The organism is Halomonas alimentaria (genome assembly GCF_009902005.1).
In the GTDB taxonomy this organism is placed as follows: domain Bacteria; phylum Pseudomonadota; class Gammaproteobacteria; order Pseudomonadales; family Halomonadaceae; genus Halomonas; species Halomonas alimentaria.
Window position 1 is genome coordinate 2,693,862 of sequence record NZ_WUTT01000001.1, and the last position, 22,747, is coordinate 2,716,608.

General features: G+C 67.4%; 21 protein-coding genes. 10 read left to right on the forward strand and 11 right to left on the reverse strand.

Translation table 11 applies throughout. The features are described from left to right. Window positions 1-146 precede the first annotated feature (146 nt). Window positions 147-1,124, reverse strand: coding sequence for an NADPH:quinone reductase (locus GRB96_RS12745; RefSeq protein ID WP_161432490.1), 978 nt, complete (start codon window positions 1,122-1,124; stop codon window positions 147-149). Between the two features lie 80 nt (window positions 1,125-1,204). Continuing rightward, entirely contained in the window at window positions 1,205-1,783 is a 579-nt protein-coding gene (locus GRB96_RS12750) for a hypothetical protein (protein ID WP_161432491.1), read from the reverse strand. Between the two features lie 146 nt (window positions 1,784-1,929). On the opposite strand from GRB96_RS12750, the gene GRB96_RS12755 reads away from it, so the two are divergent. Continuing rightward, window positions 1,930-2,679, forward strand: a complete 750-nt coding sequence (locus tag GRB96_RS12755) for a glycerophosphodiester phosphodiesterase family protein (RefSeq protein ID WP_161432492.1) — start codon at window positions 1,930-1,932, stop codon at window positions 2,677-2,679. A gap of 73 nt (window positions 2,680-2,752) precedes the next feature. Here the strand turns inward: GRB96_RS12755 and GRB96_RS12760 are convergent, their stop codons facing one another. The 3 genes from GRB96_RS12760 to GRB96_RS12770 form a co-directional block, all read right to left on the reverse strand. Beyond that, window positions 2,753-4,159: a xanthine/uracil/vitamin C permease gene (locus tag GRB96_RS12760; protein ID WP_161432493.1), complete on the reverse strand. Its 1,407-nt coding sequence runs from the start codon at window positions 4,157-4,159 to the stop codon at window positions 2,753-2,755. Between the two features lie 280 nt (window positions 4,160-4,439). Further along, window positions 4,440-4,685, reverse strand: coding sequence for a GlsB/YeaQ/YmgE family stress response membrane protein (locus GRB96_RS12765; RefSeq protein WP_161432494.1), 246 nt, complete (start codon window positions 4,683-4,685; stop codon window positions 4,440-4,442). Window positions 4,686-4,736: 51 nt separating this feature from the next. Further along, window positions 4,737-5,279: a DUF924 family protein gene (locus tag GRB96_RS12770; protein WP_161432495.1), complete on the reverse strand. Its 543-nt coding sequence runs from the start codon at window positions 5,277-5,279 to the stop codon at window positions 4,737-4,739. Window positions 5,280-5,362: 83 nt separating this feature from the next. On the opposite strand from GRB96_RS12770, the gene GRB96_RS12775 reads away from it, so the two are divergent. From GRB96_RS12775 to GRB96_RS12815, 9 genes are all read left to right on the forward strand, one after another. Then, entirely contained in the window at window positions 5,363-5,545 is a 183-nt protein-coding gene (locus GRB96_RS12775; RefSeq protein WP_161432496.1) for a hypothetical protein, read from the forward strand. A 13-nt stretch (window positions 5,546-5,558) separates the two neighbouring features. Then, window positions 5,559-6,950, forward strand: a complete 1,392-nt coding sequence (locus GRB96_RS12780) for a YcjX family GTP-binding protein (protein ID WP_161432497.1) — start codon at window positions 5,559-5,561, stop codon at window positions 6,948-6,950. Beyond that, the gene (locus tag GRB96_RS12785; protein WP_161432498.1) at window positions 6,947-7,990 is read left to right on the forward strand and encodes a TIGR01620 family protein; all 1,044 of its coding nucleotides are present in this window, start codon (window positions 6,947-6,949) and stop codon (window positions 7,988-7,990) included. Before GRB96_RS12780 ends, GRB96_RS12785 begins: the two co-directional genes overlap by 4 nt. 98 nt (window positions 7,991-8,088) lie before the next feature. Next, window positions 8,089-8,529, forward strand: a complete 441-nt coding sequence (locus GRB96_RS12790) for a universal stress protein (protein ID WP_161432499.1) — start codon at window positions 8,089-8,091, stop codon at window positions 8,527-8,529. A gap of 170 nt (window positions 8,530-8,699) precedes the next feature. Continuing rightward, window positions 8,700-10,640, forward strand: coding sequence for an exoribonuclease II (locus GRB96_RS12795; protein WP_161432500.1), 1,941 nt, complete (start codon window positions 8,700-8,702; stop codon window positions 10,638-10,640). 147 nt (window positions 10,641-10,787) lie between these two features. Beyond that, complete coding sequence (locus GRB96_RS12800; protein WP_161432501.1) at window positions 10,788-11,906, forward strand: N-acetylglucosaminyl phosphatidylglycerol synthase; 1,119 nt, start codon at window positions 10,788-10,790, stop codon at window positions 11,904-11,906. Further along, window positions 11,899-12,918 (forward strand): glucosaminyl phosphatidylglycerol flippase, encoded by a 1,020-nt coding sequence (locus GRB96_RS12805; RefSeq protein WP_161432502.1) that lies wholly within the window; start codon window positions 11,899-11,901, stop codon window positions 12,916-12,918. Before GRB96_RS12800 ends, GRB96_RS12805 begins: the two co-directional genes overlap by 8 nt. Window positions 12,919-13,028: 110 nt before the next feature. Then, the gene (locus GRB96_RS12810; RefSeq protein WP_161432503.1) at window positions 13,029-13,262 is read left to right on the forward strand and encodes an antitoxin MazE family protein; all 234 of its coding nucleotides are present in this window, start codon (window positions 13,029-13,031) and stop codon (window positions 13,260-13,262) included. Beyond that, the gene (locus GRB96_RS12815) at window positions 13,259-13,582 is read left to right on the forward strand and encodes a type II toxin-antitoxin system PemK/MazF family toxin (protein ID WP_161432504.1); all 324 of its coding nucleotides are present in this window, start codon (window positions 13,259-13,261) and stop codon (window positions 13,580-13,582) included. The genes GRB96_RS12810 and GRB96_RS12815 overlap by 4 nt, the downstream gene beginning before the upstream one ends. A gap of 27 nt (window positions 13,583-13,609) precedes the next feature. On the opposite strand, the gene GRB96_RS12820 is transcribed toward GRB96_RS12815, so the two are convergent. The 6 genes from GRB96_RS12820 to GRB96_RS12845 all read right to left on the reverse strand — a co-directional run bounded on the left by GRB96_RS12820 (window position 13,610) and on the right by GRB96_RS12845 (window position 22,609). Continuing rightward, the gene (locus tag GRB96_RS12820; protein WP_161432505.1) at window positions 13,610-14,401 is read right to left on the reverse strand and encodes a M48 family metallopeptidase; all 792 of its coding nucleotides are present in this window, start codon (window positions 14,399-14,401) and stop codon (window positions 13,610-13,612) included. 95 nt (window positions 14,402-14,496) lie between these two features. Further along, on the reverse strand, window positions 14,497-15,369 hold the full coding sequence (gene sucD, locus GRB96_RS12825) for a succinate--CoA ligase subunit alpha (RefSeq protein WP_161432506.1): 873 nt from the start codon (window positions 15,367-15,369) through the stop codon (window positions 14,497-14,499). After that, window positions 15,369-16,535, reverse strand: a complete 1,167-nt coding sequence (gene sucC / locus GRB96_RS12830; protein WP_161432507.1) for an ADP-forming succinate--CoA ligase subunit beta — start codon at window positions 16,533-16,535, stop codon at window positions 15,369-15,371. Before sucC ends, sucD begins: the two co-directional genes overlap by 1 nt. A 137-nt stretch (window positions 16,536-16,672) precedes the next feature. Beyond that, entirely contained in the window at window positions 16,673-18,112 is a 1,440-nt protein-coding gene (gene lpdA, locus GRB96_RS12835; protein ID WP_161432508.1) for a dihydrolipoyl dehydrogenase, read from the reverse strand. A gap of 63 nt (window positions 18,113-18,175) precedes the next feature. Then, window positions 18,176-19,732 carry a 2-oxoglutarate dehydrogenase complex dihydrolipoyllysine-residue succinyltransferase gene (gene odhB / locus GRB96_RS12840; protein ID WP_161432509.1) on the reverse strand — a complete coding sequence of 519 codons (1,557 nt, stop codon included), beginning with the start codon at window positions 19,730-19,732 and terminating at the stop codon, window positions 18,176-18,178. A gap of 42 nt (window positions 19,733-19,774) precedes the next feature. Continuing rightward, window positions 19,775-22,609 carry a 2-oxoglutarate dehydrogenase E1 component gene (locus GRB96_RS12845; protein ID WP_161432510.1) on the reverse strand — a complete coding sequence of 945 codons (2,835 nt, stop codon included), beginning with the start codon at window positions 22,607-22,609 and terminating at the stop codon, window positions 19,775-19,777. Window positions 22,610-22,747: the final 138 nt, after the last annotated feature.

Sequence of the window (22,747 nt, forward strand, 5' to 3'; positions counted from 1 at the left end):
GCCTATGGGTACCGCGACACGGAATACTTCTTCCTGAAGATCCGTGCCGCGTTTCCCGGCAAAATGCGATGAACCATTTTTCTTCCAGCTTCAAGCTTCCAGGCGCGAAGCGCCGCTCTTCAAGCTTCTGGCCCGGCGAAGCCGGGTCAGGGAAGGAGGATGGTGGAGCCGGTGGTCTGACGGCCCTGCAGGGCGTCCTGGGCCTTGCCCGCCTCGGCGAGCGGGTAACGGCTCGAGATATCGACCTTCACCTTGCCGCTCTCGAGCATCTCGAAGAGCTCGGCGGCCATCGCCTCCAGGCGCTCGCGGGTGTCGGCATAACCGTTGAGGCTGGGACGCGTGGTGTAGAGCGAGCCCTTCTGGTTGAGGATCCCCAGGTTGACGCCTTCCACGGCGCCGGAGGCGTTGCCGAAGCTGACCATCAGCGAGCGTGGCTTGAGGCAGTCCAGGGAGGTCTCCCAGGTATCCTTGCCCACCGAGTCGTAGACCACGTCGCACATCGCGCCGTCGGTCAGCTCGCGCACCCGCTCGACCACATCCTCCTTGGTATAGTCGATGGTCGCCCAGGCGCCGTTCTTCTCGGCCAGCGCCGCCTTCTCCGGCGAGCTGACGGTGCCGATCAGCCTGACGCCCAGCGCCCTGGCCCACTGGCAGGCGATGGAACCCACCCCACCGGCGGCGGCATGCCAGAGGATGGTCTCGCCGGCCTCGACCCGGTGGGTCTGGCGCATCAGGTACTGCACGGTCAGGCCCTTGAGCATGCTCGCCGCGGCGGTCTCGAAGTCGATACCGTCGGGCAGCACCACCACCTTGTCGGCGGGCAGGGTGTGCAGCTCGGCGTAGGCGCCCAGGGGGCCCTGGGCGTAGGCGACGCGATCGCCCGGCTTGAGGTGGGTCACTCCATCGCCCACGGCGTCGACCACGCCGGCCGCCTCGGTGCCCAGCCCGGAGGGGAGCGAGGGTGCCGGGTAGAGGCCGGTGCGGAAGTAGATGTCGATGAAGTTGAGGCCGACGGCACGGTTGGCGACCCTCACCTCGCCGGGGCCCGGCTCCGCCGGGGTGACGTCGACGAGTTCGAGGACCTCGGAGCCGCCGGTACGGGCAAACTGGATACGCTTGGCCATGAAGGTGTTTCCTTGTGCTGCCTGCTGGATGAGCCCACCAGTCAAGCGCCATGGCCCGGCAGGGTCAAGTCACCCCGCCTTTACAGCGTGGCAGGAAAGGCTTCCAGGCCACGGATAAAACGCGCCTTGTAGTCATCGAACTGCTGGCGGTCCTGCTTGAAGGACTGGATCACCGCCGCCTCGTCGAAGGTCAGCGCCCGAGGCAGGTCCTCGAGGGAGCTGGCCGGATGCCGGGGCCCCAGCCCGATGCGCACCCCGGCCTTGCCGTCCAGCCAGCGCGAGATGCCCGCCTCGCGAAAGCGTGCCTCCTGCTCGGCGTCCCGGGCATCGACACGCAGGGGCGCCTTCTGCGCCAGCTCGGCCACCAGCCTCTCGGCGGGTCTGGCCACGCCCGGCGGCTCCTGATCGAGTTCGGCCAGCAGCATCACGGTCATGCTGCTGCCACGCTCGTCGAGCACCAGCAGTGCCAGCGCCACCGGGCGTGAATGATCATCCACCAGCGCCAGCACCCTGGCTGCCTCCTGCTCGATCAGCACCCCCAGGGTACCGGCGAAGGTCGCCAGCGGCCGCAGTCCCGCCTCATGGCCATAGGATTCGGCACACAGCCGGGCCAGGCAGGCCTCGCGCTGCCCGGGATTCTTGATATGCACGACTCTCATCTCGCTCTCCTCGCATCGTGGGTACCGCTACCACCGGGGCCCAAAATCGCGCAGCCTACCATATCCAGGCCAGGGTGGATGGCGCTACGCTACCGGAAGGTTCCTCGCCGCCAGTGACGGCGCCTCGCTGACCAGGATGACGGCCCATGCCCCACCCCGACATTTCGCTTCCCCGCCTGATCGCCCACCGCGGCCTCTCCGCCCATGCCCCGGAGAATACCCTGGCCGCCGTGCGCGCCGCCCACGCCACCGGCTGCACCTGGGTCGAGCTGGATGTGCAGCTGCTGGGCGATGGCACCCCGGTCATCTGGCACGATGCCGGGGTGCGCCGCTGCTCGGACGCCAGCGGCCGACTCGCCGACCTGGACCTGCCCACGGCCCGCCGGCTCGACGTGGGGGCCTGGTTCGGCGACGCCTTCCGTGGCGAGCGCATCGCTACCCTGGCCGAGATGCTCAAGCTGATCGACGAGTGCGGGATGGGCCTCAACCTGGAGCTCAAGGTCAACCGCGGGCGCAGTGCCGCGGCGCTGGTCGAGGAGGCGGTACCCGCCGCCCTAGATGCCCTGCCGCCGGAGCGGCTGATCATCTCCTCCTTCAATGACGACGCCCTGGCCTGCACCCGCGAGCTGGCGCCCGCCTCACGGCTCGCGCTGGGTGTGCTCTTCGAGGGGATCGGTCGTGGCTGGCGGAGTCGCTGCACGGAGCTGGAGGCATTCAGCGTCCATGCCGACTGGCGTCGCCTGAGCCGGCGCGGGACCACGGCGGTCAAGGATGACGGCTACGCCCTGCTCTGCTACACGCCCAACGACCCGGCTGCCTTCGCCCACCTGTGGCAGTGGGGCGTGGATGCCGCGATCAGCGACGATCCGAGCCGCTTCATCTCTCACCTGCCCTGACTCTGCGCCGCGATCCTCCAACACGACGACGGGCCGCCCTTGGGCGGCCCGTCGTGGCTCGAACGCGGCCCAATCAGCGTGTGACGGGCTCAGGCTCCTCGCTTTCCACCGCCATGTCATCCTCGACATGGATCGGCTCCTGCTCTTCGGCCTCGCGGGCGCCCCGCAGGCGGTGCTCGACCATGAAGTAGAGCACCAGGCCGACGCCCAGGCCCCAGGCGGCACCGTGGGTGGCCAGCACCACGCCCATGATCCCGGCCACGCCCATGGCGGTGGCGTTCTTGATCTGCTCGACGGCCACGGCGATGCACAGGTAGCCGGTGATCAGCAGGGTGATGGAGAGCGCGATGGGCAGCACCGGACGGAACAGGGTGATCAGCGGCAGCATGAACAGGGCCAGGAAGCCGATGATCCAGAACACCGAGGCACCACCGTAGATGGTATCCATCGCCTTGCGCCCATACCGGTAGCGCTCGGCCACGGTGGCCATGGCACCGGTGAACAGCGGTCCGGCCAGGCCCGGATAGGGGGCCAGCAGCGAGTGCATCAGGTTGCGCAGGCCGGTGATCAGGTGGACCCGGTCCACGTTGACCTCGATCTGCTCATCGGGGCGCAGGTGATCGACGCGCTTGATCAGGCTCTGGCCGACGATGATGTCGCCGAAGGCGATGATATAGGCGATGATCGCGGTGGGGATCGCGGCAATCAGCAGTTCGATGCCGGGCAGCCCCACCGTGAAGGGCAGGTAGGCCCAGATGCCGCTGAAGTCCGGAACGGCCACGCCCCACTCAACGGTGGGCAGCGGATACTCGCCCATGCCCCAGCCAATGGCCATGGTCACCAGCATGCCGGGAACCATGCCGTAGGCGGCGATGTTGCGCGCCCAGCGATACTTCTCGGTGAGGTCGCGGAAGGAGAGCGAGAACAGCACGTAGAGGGTCACCAGGCCACCGATGCCCAGCGAGATCGGCGTGTTGTAGAGACGCCCCCCTTCGCTGATCTCGCCGCTGATGGCGGCGATGCCGGCGCCCAGCAGGATGCCCGCCTTGATCGAGTCAGGCACGTTGTTGACCAGCTTCGAGCCGAGTCGAGTGACCGCCATGATCAGGAAGATCGCGGTCACTACCAGCTGCAGCGCGACCATGGCGCGAATCGCTTCCGGGCCGGGCGTGAAGTCGCTCAGGAACAGCAGCACCACCGGAATCGCCGGGGTAATCCAGCCGGCGATGAAGGGCACCCCCAGCAGCGGCGGCAGCATGAAGCCGACCCCGCACACCACCACATAGGCCAGCGCCACCTCGTAGGGAAGCCCCAGGTACTGCTCGAGCAGCGGGATCATGCCCATGGCGATGACGAACATCACCAGCGCCTGGATGGTCTCGGGAATCTCCCAGCGGAAATGGATGAAGGGCAGGCGGAGCTTGAAGGGGCCCAGCGGCCAGTAGGGGTGTTCCTCACCGTGTTCACGTTTCAGCAGCACGTCGTATCCTCATGATTTCTGGTTATTCACCTGTGGGTCCTCTCGTCGTTGTTGTTATGGTCATGGGGTTTTACGTGCATGCTGCAGTTGCGAACATTCGACTTTGGGTCAGAGCCACAGGTGGGGATATCGCCGAGATTGTCGACAGAAATCCGCGACAACGATGGCTTGTCGACGGATAACGGCGTGTTAGACGCAAATAGGCGCCATTTCTGTCGACAGAAATGGCGCCTATCCGGCAGGTGACGTTGACGTAAACTTTAGTCCTGCTCGACCTTGGTCACCCCTTCTTCACCTTGCTGATCACCCACAGCAGGATCACCGCGCCGACCACGGCACTGAACAGCGAGCCCAGGAAGCCTCCGGTGCCCATGCCGAGGATCTGCTGAAAGATGAAGCCACCGATCACCGCGCCGACCACGCCGACGCCGATGTTGCCGAGGATGCCGAAGCCCCCTCCCCGCATGATATGGCCAGCGATCCAGCCGGCCAGCCCGCCGATGATCAACCAGGCGATGATTCCCATGGTGCCTCCTGTTTTCGTGGATAGGATGAGGAACGTGACATGGTGAAGATGCTAGAAGGAGGAGCCCGGCTGCGCCAGGAACGCCAGCTCCGCCGGAGTGGAAACCCGGCCGAGGATGGCGTTGCGATGCGGATAGCGTCCGAAACGCAGGATGATGTCGCGATGGCGATGCTCGAAACGCAGGTTTTCCTCGAGCCCCGGCTGAGTGAACAGCCGCAGTGCCTGCTCGTGGATCGCCGCCGACTCGCTGTGCATGAAGGGCATGTAGAGAAAGGCCCGCCACGCCGGTGGCAATGCCGCATCGTCGCCGCGGGCCACCGCCTCCTGAGCGAGCCCCAGGGCCAGCGGGTCGGCCGCGAAGGCGTCAGGCGTGTCGCGATGGACGTTACGCGAGAACTGGTCGAGCACGATCACCTCGGCGAGGCGACCCTCCGGGGTCTCGCGCCAGCCCCACAGCTCGGCGCGTCGGGCCGCCTCCAGGCAGGCAGCGAATCGCTCGGCGATCTCGGCGTCCAGCGCCGGATCCTTGCGAAACCACTGCGCCGCCTCGAGCTCGTCGAACCAGAAGCTCAGTACCTCGTCCGGCGTCGTCATCTTCACCTCCCTGTCCGCTGCCGCTGGGCCCGCTCTCCTGATACCATCCCCGGCGAGACACCACAAGCGAGGAGCGGCATCGCATGAATCCCGACCCCATCTGGTCGATGATCACCTACGTCTTCAACATCCTCGGCATGCTGGTCTGCCTCGGCGGCCTGACCCTGGCCCACACCACTCGCCATGTCTGGCCGGGGCGGGTGATAGCCGGCGCAGGATTCCTGCTGGCCGCCTCACCGACCCTCTACGGCCTCATCACCGGCTGACGGAGCCCACTGCATGCGCCAGCCCCTCGCCCGTGAACTCCAGGACCTGCTCGAGCGTGGCCGCGACCGTCAGCTGCGCCTGGCCGTCACCGGCCTCTCCCGCTCGGGCAAGACCGCCTTCCTTACCTCCCTGGTCAACCAGCTGCGCCATGCCGGCCTGGAGGCGCACCTGGACCTGCTGCCCGCCGCCAGGGAAGGCCGTCTGCTGGGAGCCCGTCGCGTCAACCAGCAGGACCTCGGCGTGCCGCGCTTTCCCTATGACCAGGCTATGGCGGCGCTGTCGGCGACGCCGCCGCGCTGGCCGGAGCCCACCCGAGGCATCAGCGAGCTGCGCCTGGCAATCCGCTATCGCCCGGCACGACGCGGCCTGCTCGGTGGCGATTCCCGCCAGCTGACTCTGGACCTCTTCGACTACCCGGGTGAGTGGTTGCTCGACCTGCCGCTGCTGGGGCTCGACTACCCCGGCTGGTGTGCGCGCCAGCGCGCCCTGGAGGGGCGACAGCGGGCATCCCACTTCAGCGCCTGGCAGGCCGCGGTCGCCAGGCTCGACCCCGCCGCCGAGGCCGACGAGGCGCAGCTGGCCGAGGTCGCCGACCACTTCGCCGCGGGACTGCGCGGCGCCCGGGAGGCAGGCTTCGCCGACCTGCAGCCGGGCCGCTTCCTGCTGCCGGGGGACCTCTCGGGTGCGCCGGTGCTGCAGTTCTTCCCGCTGCCCGGTGTCGCCGAGGCGGATCCCGAGACGCTGGCCGCTCTGCCCGATTCGAGCAACTACGCTACCCTGGCGCGACGCTTCCGCTACTACCAGCAGCATATCGTGCGTCCCTTCTACCGCGACCACTTCCGACGCTTCGATCGCCAGATCGTGCTGGTGGACCTGCTGGGGGCGCTGAACGCCGGGCCCGAACGCTTCCAGGACCTCTCCCGGGCGCTCGCCAACCTGATGCAGAGCTTCGATTACGGCCAGCGCAGCCTGCTCTCGCGGCTGTTCGCCCCGCGCATCGACCGCCTGGCCATCGCCGCCACCAAGGCCGACCATGTGACACCGGAGCAGCATCCCCGCCTGGTGGCACTGCTCGAGGCGCTTCTTGCCGAGCCGCTCAAGGACCTGCGCTATGCCGATGTCCCGGTGCGCGCGCTGTCGCTGGCGGCGATCCGTTCCAGCGAATCACGCGAGGTCGAGACCCAGGGGCGGCGCACGCCGGCACTGCGCGGCACCGACCTCGACGGCGAGCCGCTGCTGATGTATCCGGGCGAGGTACCGGAACGGCTCCCCGACGACGCCTTCTGGGCCCGCCAGGGCTTCGACTTCCCGGCCTTCCGCCCGCTCCCCCTGGAGAGTGGGGCCCTGCCCCATATCCGCATGGATGCCGCCCTCGACTGGCTGATCGGAGACAAGCTGACGTGAGCACGCCCCGCGACCCCCGCCCCGGTCGGCACTTCACCCCCGAGGAGCCGGCCCCGGCCTCCACGGCAGCCGACCCGCGCCCACCCCGGGCCTTCGCTCCCGATCTGCCGAGCCAGGCGCTGACACCGAGCGAGGAGCCGGCCGAGCCAGCGCTTGCGGCCAGCCTGGGCCGGCCACGCCGACGCCGCTGGGGGCTGCTCATGCTGCTGGGCGGTAGCCTCGGGCTGGGCGCGGTCGAGGCCGGCACCACCCTCTACGCCGCCGGCCTGGGCGGTGACTGGCTGGCCGGCGCCTGGAGCCTGCTGCTGCTGCTCGCCCTGGCACTGGGCGGAGGTGCCCTCGGCCGCGAGCTGTGGCGCCTGCGCCGGCTGCGTCGCCACGATCGGCTGCGCGAGCGACTGGGCGATCTCTCCGCGGCCTCCCGCCGCGAGGCCGATGCCACCGCCGAGGCCCTGCGTCGTGCCCTGGACCTGGAGACCGACCACCCTCATTGGCAGGCCTTCCTGGCCGCGAGACAGCCTCATCACGGCGGAGCCGAGCTCCATACCCTGCTCGACCATCACCTGCTGGCCCCCAGAGATCGAGCGGCTCGCCGCCTGGTGTCGCGGATGTCCGGCGAGACCGCGGTGATGGTGGCGGTGAGCCCGCTTACCCTGGTCGACATGGCGCTGGTGGCCTGGCGCAGCCTGGCCATGGTCGATCGCCTGTGCCGGCTCTACGGCCTGGAACTGGGCTATGCGGCGCGGCTACGCCTGCTGCGCGAGGTATTGCGCCAGATGGCCTTCGCCGGGGCCACCGAGATGGCCGGCGACGCCGGCATGGAGATGCTCTCGATGAACCTCGCCGGACGCCTCTCCACCCGGGCCGCCCAGGGCCTGGGTATCGGCCTGACCAGCGCCCGGCTGGGGCTGCGCACCCAGCGCCTGACCCGCCCGCTGCCCTTCCGCGCGGACCAGGCCCCGCGCCTGGCCGACCTGCGCCGGGAGCTGTGGCAGCAGCTGCGTCGCCTCGAGGCAGACGGCGAACGCCAGCAGCCGTGATGCAGGTCAAGGTTGCGCCTGCCGGGCGGCATGGCAGATGACCCCGGCGGGGAAAACCGCTAGGCTCGAGATAGCCCCCACCGACAAGGAGTCTCTCCATGTATACCTCCATCCTGGTTCCCGTCGACGGCTCCGAGCACGCCCAGAAGGCCCTCGCCGTGGCCTGCCAGCTGGCCCGCCAGGAGGGTAGCCTCCTGCACCTGCTGCATATCCCCGAGGAGCTCTCCCACGAGACCACCCTGGTATGGGGCATCGGCGCCATCGCCATCGAGGCCTCCCGCGAGGAGCGTGAGGAAGCCGGCAAGCAGGTGATCAGCCGCGCCGCCGAGGCGGCCCGCGAGCAGGGAGCGACCAAGATCGAGACGGTGATCGCCCAGGGCGACCCGGCCCGCGCCATCCTCAGCGAATCGCGCAAGCGCGGCGTCGATGCCATCGTCATGGGCAGCCGCGGCCTCAGCGACCTCAAGGGCTTCGTGGTCGGCAGCGTCTCTCACAAGGTGGCCCACACCGCCGAATGCACGGTGATCACGGTACGCTGATCCCGCTTCCCCGGGTGACTTGCGACGGCGTCGACAGGCGCCGTCATGCGTTCCGCAGCCCTGGCCTCGCGCCAAGCCACTGATTCGCGGTATCCCCCCGACGCCAGGTTTGGCGCGGCGCACGGGAATCCGTATAGTGGCCAGCCTACCCCCGCCACACGTTCGTGATCATGCTGCAGAACAACGCCCTGCTTGCCCAACTCAAGCAACAGATTCGCTCCACCACCCCTCGTGTCGAGGGCGTGATCAAGGCCACCGAGAAGGGCTTCGGCTTCCTCGAGACCGACGAGGGCGACTCCTACTTCGTGCCGCCCCCCGCCATGAAGCAGGTACTGCACGGCGATCGCGTCGCGGCGGTGCTGCATGAGGAGGGCGACAAGAAGAGTGTCGAGCCCGACACCCTGATCGAACAGGGCCTCGACCGCTTCATCGCCCGGGTCCAGAAGCGCGAGGGCCGTCTGGCCGTGGTGCCGGACCACCCCTCGATCAAGAATGTCCTCAAGGCACGCATCAAGCGCAGCCTCGATGAAGCCACCATCGGTGACGCCGACTGGGTCGTCGCCCGCCTGGTGCGCCACCCCCTCAAGGCCGACGATCGTGGCTTCTTCACCCAGATCGACGAGCTGGTGGCCAAGGCCGACGACCCCGCGGTGCCGTGGCGGGTGACCCTGGCTCGCCACGCGCTGGAGCAGGAGTGCCCGGATGCCGGCGACGACTGGCCGCTGCGCGATGAGGGCCTGGTGCGTGAAGACCTGAATGCCGAGCCCTTCTTCACCATCGACGGCGAGAAGACCCGCGACATGGACGATGCCCTGCGCATCGTGCCCCGCGCGGATGGCGGCTGGGACCTCAGCGTGGCCATCGCCGACCCCACCGCCTATGTCGAGGAGGGCCACGCCGCCGACCTCGAGGCCCGTACCCGCGCCTTCACCGTCTACCTGCCGGGGCAGAACGTCACCATGCTGCCCGAGCAGCTGGCCGACGACCTCTGCTCGCTGTGGGAGGGCAAGGAGCGCCCGGTGCTGGCCTGCACGCTGACCGTGCATGCCGATGGCAGCCTGGGCGACTATCGCTTCTTCGCCGCCACCGCCACCTCCCACGCCAAGCTGGTCTACGACCACGTCTCCGACTGGCTCGAGGGCCAGGGCGACTGGGCGCCGGCGGCGGAGATCGGCGAGCAGCTCAAGGCACTGCGCGACCTCACCGAGGCCCGTGCCGCCTGGCGCGCCGAGCATGCCCTGGTATTCAAGGACCGTCCCGACTTCGTCTTCGACCTGGATCCGGCCGGCAACGTGCTGGATATCCGCACCGAGGAGCGGCGCATCGCCAACCGCATGATCGAGGAGTCGATGATCGCCGCCAATGCCTGCTGCGCCCACCTGCTCGCCGAGCACGTCGGCCACGGCATCTTCAACGTGCACCGCGCCTTCGAGGACGACAAGGCCGAGGCCGCCCAGGAGTTCCTGGCCAGCCAGGAGATCGAGGTGGAGCGCGAGGCGCTCACCGAGCTCTCCCGCTACAAGGAGCTCAAGCGCGAGCTCGAGGGGCGCGACGATGCCTGGCTCGACGCCCGCCTGCGTCGCTTCCAGGGCTTCACCAGCATGTCGGCGAAGCCCGGCCCGCACTTCGGCCTGGGGCTGCCGGCCTACGCTACCTGGACCTCGCCGATCCGCAAGTATGGCGACATGGTCAACCATCGCCTGATCAAGCGGGTCCTCAAGGGCGAGCAGGCCCCGGCCGAGGCGAGCCTGGCGCTCACCGAGCAGCTCACCGAGCGTCGTCGCCTCAACCGCATGGCCGAGCGCGACGTCAAGGACTGGCTCTACGTGCGCTACCTGAGCCCCGCGGCCGAGGCCCAGGAAACCTTCGACGCCGAGGTCATCCAGATCAACCGTGGCGGCATGCGCGTGCGCCTCACCGCCAACGGCGCCACTGCCTTCGTGCCGGCACCGATGATGCACAGCGAGCGCAACAAGGTGGCCATCGACGACAAGGAGGGACGCATCCAGGTGGAGAGCGAAGAGCGCTACAAGCTGGGCGACCATCTGCGCGTGGCGCTGGTCGAGGCCCGCGAGGAGACCCGCTCCCTGGTGGCCCGCCCGGCCGACTGAGCCGCGCATCCCGGCCATTGGCAATGACCGACACCACGGCGGCCCTCGGGCCGCCGTGTTGCGTTATGGCCGGACACCCCGCCGCTGTCTTCGAAGTGTCGCATACAGGCCCTAGCCTGACGGTTCGACCCACCGCCAGGAGGCCAAGTGCACCTCGTCGATATCACCATGTTCCACGCCCCTGCCAGCGGCGGCGTTCGCACCTATCTGCAGGCCAAGCATCGCCTCCTGGCCCGCCACCCCGATCTGCGCACCAGCCTGCTGGTTCCCGGCGCGGAGCGCGGTTCGCTGGGCGGTGTGCACACCCTCCCCGCCCCGCGCCTGCCGCTGGGCCAGGGCTATCGCTTTCCGCTGCGCCGCGTGCCCTGGCGGGAGGCACTGATCGACATGGCGCCGGACCTTATCGAGGCGGGCGACCCCTACGTGACCGCCTGGGCCGCCGTGGAGGCGGGCCAGCGCCTCGGAGTGCCCACGGTCGGCTTCTTCCACTCCGACCTGCCACGGTTGATGGGAGATCGCTTCGGCGGCGGCGTCCGACGACGCCTGGAGCGCTATGTAGGGGAGCTATATGGCCACTTCGACAGCGTCCTGGCGCCCTGCACCGCCATGGCCGAACACCTGGCCGACTGGGGCGTGAGCAAGCTGCGTGTTCAGCCCCTGGGAGTCGATCTGGAGACCTTCCACCCCCGCCATCGCGATCCTGAACTGCGCCGACGCCTGGGGCTCGGCGATCAGCAGCATCTGCTGGTCTTCGCCGGGCGCCATTCACCGGAGAAGCACGTCGATGTACTGCTGGCGACGATGGGGCGGCTGGGAGCCGACTACCACCTGCTGCTGATGGGCCCGGGGATGCCCGCTCGGGTCCCCGCCAATGTCAGCGTGGTGCCTCGCTACTGCCCGCCAGGAGAGGTCGCCACGGCCCTGGCCAGCGCCGATGCCATGCTGCACGCCGGCACCCGCGAGACCTTCGGCCTGGTGGCCCAGGAGGCCATGGCCAGCGGGCTACCGGTCGTGGCGGCACGCGCCGGTGCCCTCAAGGAGTATGTGCCGCTGGGTGCCGGCATCCTCTGCCGCCCCCGTGATCCCGACGACATGGCGCGGGCGACCCGCGAGCTGTTCCTCAACGACCCGCAGGCCATGGGACGCCACGCCCGGCGTCACGTGGAACGCCACTTCGACTGGGAACGGGTCATCGATGATCTGCTGGGCCACTATCGGCAGCTGTGTCACGGCAACCAGGACCAGGCGACCTCCCGGAATGGCTGATCCTCGCCGCCATCTGCCACGCTGGCGGCCATGGCACGGCCTGCTGATCCTGATGGCACTGCTGGCCCCACTGGGGGTGACCGCCTGGCTGGGCGGTGCCGATGCCCTGGCGGCGGCCAGGGACTTCCCAGCGGCCATGCTCGCCCTGATGCTGCTGATCGCATTCCTGTGCTGGAACCTCAACGCCGCCCGGCTGCGCCTGATGCTGGACGGCCGCGCGGGCCGGCTCGGACAGCGCGGCGCCCTGGGCATCGAGCTGGCCTCCAAGTTTGCCTTGTGCGCCACCCCGGGAGGCGGCGGAGGCCCCGCCACCCTGCTGGTGCTGCTCTCCCGGCGCGGCCTTCCGGCCTCACGGGGAGCCGCCGTCTTCCTGCTCGACCAGGGCTGTGACCTGCTGTTCTTCCTGTGCATGCTGTCAGCAGTGGTGGCCTACTCCCTGTTGGGTGAGCCACGCTGGCCCTACCCTTCGCTGATCCAGCTGGCCCTGCTCGCACTCGCCCTGGTGACGCTTGGCGGCGGCCTGGCGATCGGCTGCCTGCCACGCCTGCTGCGCCGCCCCTCAGCATCGGTGGCACGCTGGCTGAGCGGCTACCGTCGCCGTTGGCTGGCACGCCGCCTGCTCAGGTGTCGGCAGGCGCTCAGGACGACCCTGGGGCTGCCCATCACCACGCTGTTGGCGGTGTTGATGCTCACGGCGGCGCATTGGCTGCTGCGCTACAGCCTGCTCTACCTGGCGGTGCTGGGTGCCGGTGGCAACATCGACTGGCTGTGGACCTTCCTGACCCAGATGCTGGCCATGGCCGCGAGCCAGTTCAGCTTCCTGCCCGGCGGTGCGGGAGCGGCCGAGCTGGGCGTCGGCGGGCTGCTGCTGCCGGTGGTCGGTCGCGAACAGGCCGCTGCCGCGGTGCTGGTATGGCGCCTGGTCTCCTACCATCTCTATCTGGTCGCCGGGGCGCCGATGTTCCTGCTGCTGGCCTGTCGACGACGCCTTTCGCTTTCACCCTGTCGGTAACTGCGATAGCCATGGGCTTGAACCGCCTACGGCGCATTCTCCGGACAAGCGTGTTGCATGTAACAAAGGATTGCTCTACTCTGTTGCATGAAACAAGGGGAGAATTCGCCATGGTAGCTACCAATGACGTGAACAACCGGGTGAAGAGGCACCGTGACGCCTTGCGTGCGGCCGGCCTGCGCCCGATCCAGATCTGGGTGCCGGATACTCGCCAACCCGGCTTCGCCGAAGAGGCCCGCCGCCAGTGCGCTGCCGTCGCGGCCGCCGACGCCGGGGATCAGGATCTGCAGGACTTCATGGATGCCGCTCTCCTGGACCTGGACGACGACGAGTGTGACGCATGAGACGTGGCGATCTGGTGACCATTGCCCTGTCGGGTGACTTCGGAAAGCCGCGCCCCGCTCTCATCGTCCAGTCAGACCAGTTTGCCGGAACCGGCAGTGTGACGGTGCTGTTGCTCTCCAGCACCCGGGTCGATGCCCCGCTGATCCGCCTCGATGTGGAGCCTACTACCGAGAATGGCCTGCGGCGACACTCCCAGATCATGGTGGACAAGCCCATGACGGTGAAGCGAGAGAGGGTGCGAGAGGCCTTCGGCCACCTCGATGACAGCACCATGGTCGCCGTCAACAGAGCGCTGGCTGTCTTCCTGGGCTTCGCGTGAGTTGCTGGAGAATGCCGCCGGCGCTCATCAACCGCAGCGGGCGGGGTCGGCATCGCGGTAGCGCGCCAGGGCCGCGTCCATGGCGGCCTCGAGGCCCTGGATGCGTGATTCATGGGCCGGGTGAGTGGAGAGGAACTCCGGCGGCTGACCATCGCCGGCGGCGGCCATGTTGCGCCACAGCGCGGTGCTCTCGCGGGGATCGAAGCCCGCCTCGGCCATGATGGCGAGCCCCATGGCATCGGCCTCCTCCTCGTGGGCGCGGCTGAACGGCAAGGCGATGCCCAGGTGGGCACCCAGACCCAGCGCCCGCATCAGGGGTTCGCCCGCCAGGTCGCCCCCGCTGAACAGCCCCACCACCAGCAGCACCGCGCGGATGCCGAGCTGCTGGGTGAGACGCTCGTTGCCGTGCTCGGCCAGCACATGGGCCACCTCATGGCCGATCACTGCCGCCAGTTGGGCGGGGGACTCGGCGACCCGCATCAGCCCGGTGTGCACGCCGATGCGCCCACCGGGCAGGGCGAAGGCGTTGGGGCTGGGATCCTCGAACAGCACCACCTCCCAGGCATCGGGCAGGGTGACACCGGGATAGACCGCGCCCGCGGCGGCCGCCACCTCGCGGGTGACGCACTGCACCAGGGCGTTGGCCGGCGTGCCGGTCACCGCGGGGCGCCGGCGGCGCATCTCCGCGAAGCTCTGCTCGCCCATCTGGGCCAGCATGCCCTCGGGCACCAGCGCCAGGCGCGAACGCCCGGTAGGGGCCTCGCTGCAGCCGGCGAGCAGCAACGCACCAGCCACCAGTATCCAGACGAACCGCGTCATGCCCCTCTCCCCTCCCAGGCGTCCTGTCGCCCTGGCATGATACGAGAAAGGGCGCCCGAAGGCGCCCTTTCAACATCGCTGGAGGAGCTCTCGGCTTACCAGCCGGTCACTTCCTTCAGGGCACTGCCGATCTCGGCCAGGGAGCGCACGGTCTTGACGCCGGCCTCCTCGAGGGCGGCAAACTTGTCGTCTGCGGTGCCCTTGCCGCCGGCGATGATCGCACCGGCGTGGCCCATGCGCTTGCCCGCCGGAGCGGTGACGCCGGCGATGTAGGAGACCACCGGCTTGGAAACATTGGCCTTGATGTAGGCCGCCGCCTCTTCCTCGGCGGTACCGCCGATCTCGCCGATCATCACGATCGCCTCGGTGGCCGGGTCCTTCTCGAACATCTCGAGGATGTCGATGAAGTTGGAGCCCGGGATCGGGTCACCGCCGATGCCCACACAGGTGGACTGGCCGAAGCCATGATCGGTGGTCTGCTTGACCGCCTCGTAGGTCAGGGTGCCGGAGCGCGACACGATACCGACCTTGCCGGGCTTGTGGATGTGGCCCGGCATGATGCCGATCTTGGTCTCGCCGGGGGTGATCACGCCCGGGCAGTTGGGGCCGATCAGGCGCACGCCCAGCTCGTCACACTTCACCTTGACGTCGAGCATATCGAGGGTCGGGATACCCTCGGTGATGCACACGATCAGCTTGATGCCGGCGTTGGCGGCCTCGAGGATGGAGTCCTTGCAGAACGGGGCCGGCACGTAGATCACGCTGGCCTCGGCGCCGGTCTTCTCCACGGCTTCCTTGACGGTGTTGAACACCGGCAGGCCGAGGTGCTCCTGGCCGCCCTTGCCCGGGGTCACGCCGCCGACCATCTGGGTGCCGTAGGCGATCGCCTGTTCGGAGTGGAAGGTCCCCTGGCCGCCAGTGAAGCCCTGGCAGATGACCTTGGTGTTCTTGTCGATCAGGATGCTCATTACTTGCCCTCCGCTGCCTTGACTACCTGTTGAGCCGCATCGGTGAGGCTCTCGGCAGCGATGATGTTGAGTCCGCTGGATGCCAGCTTCTCGGCGCCCAGCTCGGCGTTGGTGCCTTCCAGGCGCACCACGACCGGCACGTTGACACCGACCTGCTCGACGGCACCGATGATGCCCTCGGCGATCATGTCGCAGCGCACGATACCGCCGAAGATGTTGACCAGTACCGCCTTGACGTTGTCGTCGGAGAGGATCAGCTTGAACGCCTCTGCCACGCGCTCCTTGGTGGCGCCGCCGCCGACGTCAAGGAAGTTGGCCGGCTTGCCGCCATGCAGGTTGACGATATCCATGGTACCCATGGCCAGGCCGGCACCGTTGACCATGCAACCGATGTTGCCGTCCAGCGCCACGTAGTTGAGCTCCCACGCCGCTGCCTCGGCCTCGCGCTCGTCCTCCTGGGAGGGGTCACGCATCGCCTGCAGGTCCGGATGGCGATAGAGGGCGTTGCCATCCAGGCCGATCTTGGCGTCGAGACAGTGCAGGTTGCCCTCGTCGGTGATCACCAGCGGGTTGATCTCGAGCAGCGCCAGATCCTTGTCATGGAACAGCTTGGAGAGGCCCAGGAAGATCTTGGTGAACTGCTTGACCTGGTCACCCTTCAGCCCCAGGGCGAAAGCCAGCTCGCGGGCCTGGTAGGGCTGAGCACCCACCAGCGGGTCGATCTCGGCCTTGAGGATCTTCTCGGGCGTCTCCTCGGCGACCTTCTCGATCTCGACGCCGCCCTCGGTGGAGGCCATGAAGACCACGCGGCGAGTGCCACGGTCGACCACGGCACCCAGGTAGAGCTCGTCGGCGATGTCGGTGCAGGTCTCGACCAGGATCTTGGCGACCGGCTGGCCATTGGCATCGGTCTGGAAGGTCACCAGGTTCTTGCCCAGCCACTGCTCGGCGAAGGCCTTGGCCTCATCCGGGCTCTTGATCAGCTTGACGCCGCCAGCCTTGCCGCGACCGCCAGCGTGGACCTGGGCCTTGACGACCCACATGTCGCCGCCGATCTTCTTGCAGGCTTCCGCGGCTTCCTCGGGAGTGTCCACGGCGAAACCCTTGGACACCGGCAGACCATAGTCGGCAAACAGCTGTTTGCCCTGATACTCGTGAAGGTTCATCGATTCATGCCATTGGTTGCATGTGACTCGAACGGCGCCCCTGCTCGACCTCGAGGGACTGACTCACGGGACGCCACCGTCCCCTCCGATGCATGGCCGGAAGGGGCACGCCGCCCGGTGGGCGGCGCTTGTTATCCTTACTTCTTCTTCTTGCGGTTGGCCATGTGGATGGCATGGCCTTCCACGGCCAGCGCGGCCTCATGCACCGCCTCCGACATGGTCGGGTGGGCATAGCAGGTCAGCGCGAGATCCTCGGCGCTGGAGCCGAACTCCAGGGCAATGACGCCCTGGGCGATCATCTCGCCGGCGTGCTGGCCGACGATATGCATGCCCAGCACGCGGTCGGTCTCGGCGTCGGCGATGATCTTGGCCTGGCCCTCGGTGGCATTGTTGGCCATGGCGCGACCGCTGGCAGCGAACGGGAAGGACCCGGTCTTGACCTCGATGCCCTTGGCCTTGGCATCCTGCTCGGTCATGCCGACCCAGGCCACCTCGGGGAAGGTGTAGATGACGTTGGGAATGGCGTCGTAATTCATCTCCGCCTTGTGGCCGGCGATGATGTCGGCCACCATCACGCCCTCCTCGGAGGCCTTGTGGGCCAGCATCGGGCCGCGCACGCAGTCACCGATGGCGTAGACACTCGGCACGCTGGTGCGGCACTGGTCATCGACCTGGATGAAGCCGCGCTCGTCGGTCTCGACGCCCACACCCTCGGCGATGACGCCCTGGGTATAGGGCTTGCGGCCGACGCAGACGATCAGCTTGTCGAAGGTCATCTCCTGGTCGTTGTCACCGTCGCTGTACTTGACGATGACCTCGCCATCCTTGACCTCGGAGCCGGTGACGCGAGCGCCCAGCTTGATGTCCAGGCCCTGCTTCTTGAGCAGCTTCTGGGTCTCCTTGGCGATGGCGCCATCGACCATCGGCAGGAAGCTGTCCATGGCCTCGAGCACGGTGACCTCGGAACCCAGACGGTTCCAGACACTGCCCAGTTCCAGACCGATCACGCCGGCACCGATCACGCCAAGGCGCTTGGGCGTCTCGGTGAACTCGAGGGCACCGGTGGAGTCGACGATGATGTCGTCGGTGAGCGGGGTCGGCGGAATTTCCACCGGCACCGAGCCGGCGGCGATGATGATGTTGTCCGCTTCAAAGGTGGTGGCCTTGCCGTCCTGGTCGGTGACCTCGACCTGCTTGCTGCCGGTCACCTTGCCGGTGCCCTCGATGCCGGTCACGCCGTTGGCCTTGAACAGGCCGGCGATGCCACCGGTGAGGTTCTTCACGATCTTGTCCTTGCGGGCGATCATCTTCTTGACGTCCATCTGGACGTCGCCGGCCTGGATGCCCATGTCATCGAAGTCATGCTTGGCCTCGACGAACTTGTGGGAGGCCTCGAGCAGCGCCTTGGAGGGGATGCAGCCCACGTTCAGGCAGGTACCGCCGAACACCACCTTGCCTTCCTTGCCGATCCACTTCTCGACGCAGGCAGTCTTGAGACCCATCTGGGCGGCGCGAATGGCGGCCACGTAACCACCGGGGCCCGCACCGATCACGATCACATCATACTTGTCGGCCATGTTGGCTCCTGTTGCATGTCTTGGATTCAGGGGCCGCCGGGGTCAACCGGCGGCTCTTGCCGCTCAGATGTCCAGCAGCAGGCGCGCCGGATCTTCCAGCAGCTCCTTGATGGTGACCAGGAACTGCACCGCGTCCTTGCCGTCGATCATGCGGTGGTCATAGGAGACCGCCAGGTACATCATCGGGCGGATCTCGACCTTTCCGTTCACCGCCATGGGGCGCTCCTGGATCTTGTGCATGCCCAGGATGGCGGTCTGCGGCGGGTTGATGATCGGCGTGGACATCAACGAACCGAAGATGCCGCCGTTGGTGATGGTGAAGGTACCGCCCTGCATCTCGTCGATGCCGAGCTTGCCGTCACGGGCCCGCTTCCCGAAGTCGACGATGCCCTTCTCGACATCGGCGATCTTCATGCTGTCGGTATCGCGCAGCACCGGCACCACCAGGCCACGGTCGGTGGAGACCGCCACGCCGATGTCCTGGTAGCCGTGATAGACGATGTCGGTACCGTCGATGGAGGCGTTGACGTCCGGGAAGCGCTTGAGCGCTTCGCTTGCCGCCTTGACGAAGAAGCCCATGAAGCCGAGCTTGACGTCGTGGGTCTTGACGAAGGTGTCCTTGTACTGGGCACGCAGGTCCATGACTGCGCCCATGTCCACCTCGTTGTAGGTGGTCAGCATGGCGGCGGTCTGCTGGGCCTGAACCAGTCGCTTGGCGATGGTCTGGCGCAGGCGGCTCATCGGCACGCGCTTCTCGGGGCGCTCGCCCTCGACGGCGGGTGCCGCGGCGGCGGCCTTGGCGGCACCACCACCGGAAGCCTTGGCGGACTTGCTGGCCGAGCCCTCCTTCACGGCGCGCTGCACGTCCTCCTTGAGGATGCGTCCGCCCTTGCCGGTGCCCTCGATCTTGCTGACATCGAGGTCGTGCTCGGCGACCAGCTTGCGCGCGGCGGGGGCGAGGATCTTGTCGCCCACCTTCTCGTCACTGGCGCCATCATCGGCGGAGGCGGCCGGTTCGGCATCGGCGGAAGTGCTCGCCTCGCCGCCGGCGCCTTCGGCAAAGATCGCCAGCACCTGCTCGGAGGTGACCTGGCTGCCCTCCTCGGCCTTGATCTCGGCGAGCGCGCCATCGGCGGGGGCGACCACCTCGAGCACCACCTTGTCGGTCTCGATCTCGGCCAGCACCTCGTCGCGCTTGACCGCTTCGCCAACCTGCTTGCTCCAGCTGGCCACGGTGCCTTCCTGGATCGACTCCGGGAAGGTCGGCGCCTTCACTTCATGCTGCTTGCCACCGCCAGCCGGCTTCTCGACCTTGGCGTCGTCCTTCTTCTCGGCCTTGGCATCGGCCTTGTCGTTGCCCTGGGCCTGCGGCTTGTCGCCTGAGCCTTCACCGATACTTCCCAGCACCTGCTCGGACTCCACGGTCTCGCCCTCCTCGGCGAGCACTTCGGCGAGGACGCCCGCCTCGGGGGCCAGCACCTCGAGCACGACCTTGTCGGTCTCGATCTCGACGATCAGCTCGTCACGCTCGACGCTGTCACCCGGCTTCTTGTGCCAGGCAGCGACGCTGCCCTCGGCAACGGATTCCGGAAAGGTTGGGGCCTTGATCTCGGTAGCCATGTCGTATCCCTTGTGAGTTCTCTCTCGTCCTGGTGGGCGCCGTTATAGATTGAAGGCGTCTTCCACCAGCTGGCGCTGCTGTTCAGTGTGCACGGACATATAGCCGGCAGCGGGAGCCGCCGAGGCCGGCCGGCCGGCAAACTTGAGCTTGCCTCCCAGACCGTCCTTGAGCATGTCCGCCACGGCACGCATATGGTGCTGGCTCGGATACCAGGCGCCCTGGTTGAGCGGCTCCTCCTGACACCACACGATATCGGTAACGTTGGTATAGGCCTGGATCGCCTCGAACAGCTCCTCCTTGGGGAAGGGGTAGAGCTGCTCGACGCGCAGGATGGCCACGTCGTCCCGACCGTTCTCCTGACGCCAGGCCGCCAGATCGTAGTAGACCTTGCCGGCACACAGGATGATGCGCTCCACGCTGGCCGCCTCGAGGTTGGCCTGATCGGGCAGCACCATCTGGAACTTGCCCTCGGCCAGCTCGTCGAGGCTGGAGGTGGCATCCTTGTGGCGCAGCAGGCTCTTGGGCGACATCACCACCAGCGGCTTTCGCACCTTGCGGATCACCTGACGACGCAGCAGATGGAAGATCTGCGCCGGGGTGGTGGGCACACAGACCTGCATGTTGTGCTCGGCGCACATCTGCAGGAAGCGCTCCAGACGGGCCGAGGAGTGCTCGGGGCCCTGCCCCTCGTAGCCATGGGGCAGCAGCATGGTCAGGCCGCACAGCCGACCCCACTTGGTCTCGCCGGAGGAGATGAACTGGTCGACCACCACCTGGGCGCCATTGAAGAAGTCCCCGAACTGCGCCTCCCAGATCACCAGATCATTGGGGGCGGTGGTGGCATAGCCATACTCGAAGCCGAGCACCGCCTCCTCGGAGAGGAAGGAGTCATGGATGGTGAAGCGCGGCTGACCGTCCGCCATGTGCTGCAGGGGAACGTAGGCGCTGCCGTCCTTCTGGTTGTGCACCACCGCATGGCGGTGGGAGAAGGTGCCGCGACCCACGTCCTGGCCGGTGATGCGTACCGGATGCCCCTGGTCGATGAGGGTGGCGTAGGCCAGGGTCTCGGCGAAGCCCCAGTTGAGGGCCATGCCGCCGGCCTGCATCTTGCGGCGGTCGTCGTAGATCTTGGCCACCTGACGCTGGACCTCGACCCCGTCGGGAATCTCGCACATCTTCGCCGCCAGGCGCTGCAGCTTCTTCATCGGCACCGAGGTGTCGGCGTGGCCGGTCCACTCGTGTCCCAGGTAGGGCTTCCAGTCGACGAACAGCGAGGTGTTGGGCTCCTGAACCAGGGCATTGGCCACATGGTTACCGGCCATCAGGTCCTCGCGATAGGTCTCGATCATCGCCTTGGCCTCGTCCTCGGAGAGCACGCCCTGCTCTACCAGACGCTGCGCGTAGACGGCCCGCGAGGAAGGGTGATCCTTGATCTTGCGGTACATCATCGGCTGGGTGCCGCTGGGCTCGTCGGCCTCGTTGTGACCACGGCGGCGGTAGCAGACGAGGTCGATCACCACGTCCTTCTTGAACTGCTGGCGGTAGTCGAGCGCCACCTGGGTCGCGTGCAGCACCGCGTCCGGATCGTCACCGTTGACGTGGAAGATCGGCGCCTGGACCATCTTGGCGATATCGGTGCAGTACTCGGTGGAACGCGAGTCCTCGGGATGCGAGGTAGTGAAGCCGACCTGGTTGTTGATGACGATGTGCAGCGTGCCGCCGGTCTTGTAGGCACGGGTCTGGGACATCTGGAAGGTCTCCATGACCACGCCCTGACCGGCGAAGGCCGCATCGCCGTGCACGTTGATCGGCAGCACCTTGGTGCCGTCGCTGTCGTCACGGCGATCCTGGCGAGCACGCACCGAGCCCTCGACCACCGGGGAGACGATCTCCAGGTGGGAGGGGTTGAAGGCCAGTGCCAGGTGCACTTCGCCGCCCGGCGTCATCACGTTGGAACTGAAGCCCTGGTGGTACTTGACGTCACCGGAGCCGCGCTCGATCACCTTCTTGCCGTCGAACTCGTCGATCAGCTCGCCGGGGTTCTTGCCGAGGATGTTGACCAGCAGGTTGAGGCGACCGCGGTGCGCCATGCCGATCACGACTTCCTTGACGCCATACCCACCACCACGCTGGATCAGTTCGTCCATCATCGGAATGAAGGACTCGCCCCCCTCCAGGCCGAAGCGCTTGGTACCCGGGTACTTGGAGGCCAGGTAGTTCTCCAGGCCCTCGGCAGCGGTCAGGCGCTCCAGCACATGCTGGCGCACCTGATTGCTGAAGGTGGGCGCGCTGCGCACCGACTCGAAGCGCTGCTGCAGCCATCGCTTCTCCTCGGTGTCGACGATATGCATGATCTCGCAGCCGATGGAGCGACAATAGGTCTGCTCCAGGGCGTCGACGATCTCCTTGAGCGGAGCCTTGTCCATGCCCAGGAAGAACGAACCGGTCTGGAACTCGGTATCGAGGTCACTCTTCGACAGCTGATGGAAGGAGAGGTCGAGGTCGGGAACCGGCATCTGGCTGCGCAGTCCCAGCGGATCGATATTAGCCTTCTGGTGACCGCGGAAGCGGTAGGCGTTGATCAGCTGCAGGACCCTGACCTGCTTGCGATTTTCCTCGCCATCGGCAGCAGCGGGTGCCAGTGCCGTACGACGCTGCTTGCCGAGCTGGTGGAACTGTTCGCGGACCGGGGCCAGGGGAACATCGTGGGAGGGGCCGTCTTCGGGGCGCGGCAACTCGTCGAAGTACTGGCGCCACTCGTCGGGAACGGCGGAGGGGTCATCGAGGTACTGCTCGTAGAGCGCTTCCACGTAGTGGACATTGCTGCCAGTGACGTGGGAGGAGCGCCACATCAACTCCATTATGCCTTGTTGCATCTCTCGGTCACCCTGCACTGATGGGGTGTGATCGGCGTCACCGCGACGCGGCCACGGCGACATCGGGGGTGCCCTGCCGGCTGGGGCCTATGCGTATCCGGCGCTTCCGGCCGTCGCTGGCCGGAAACCTTGAATTTC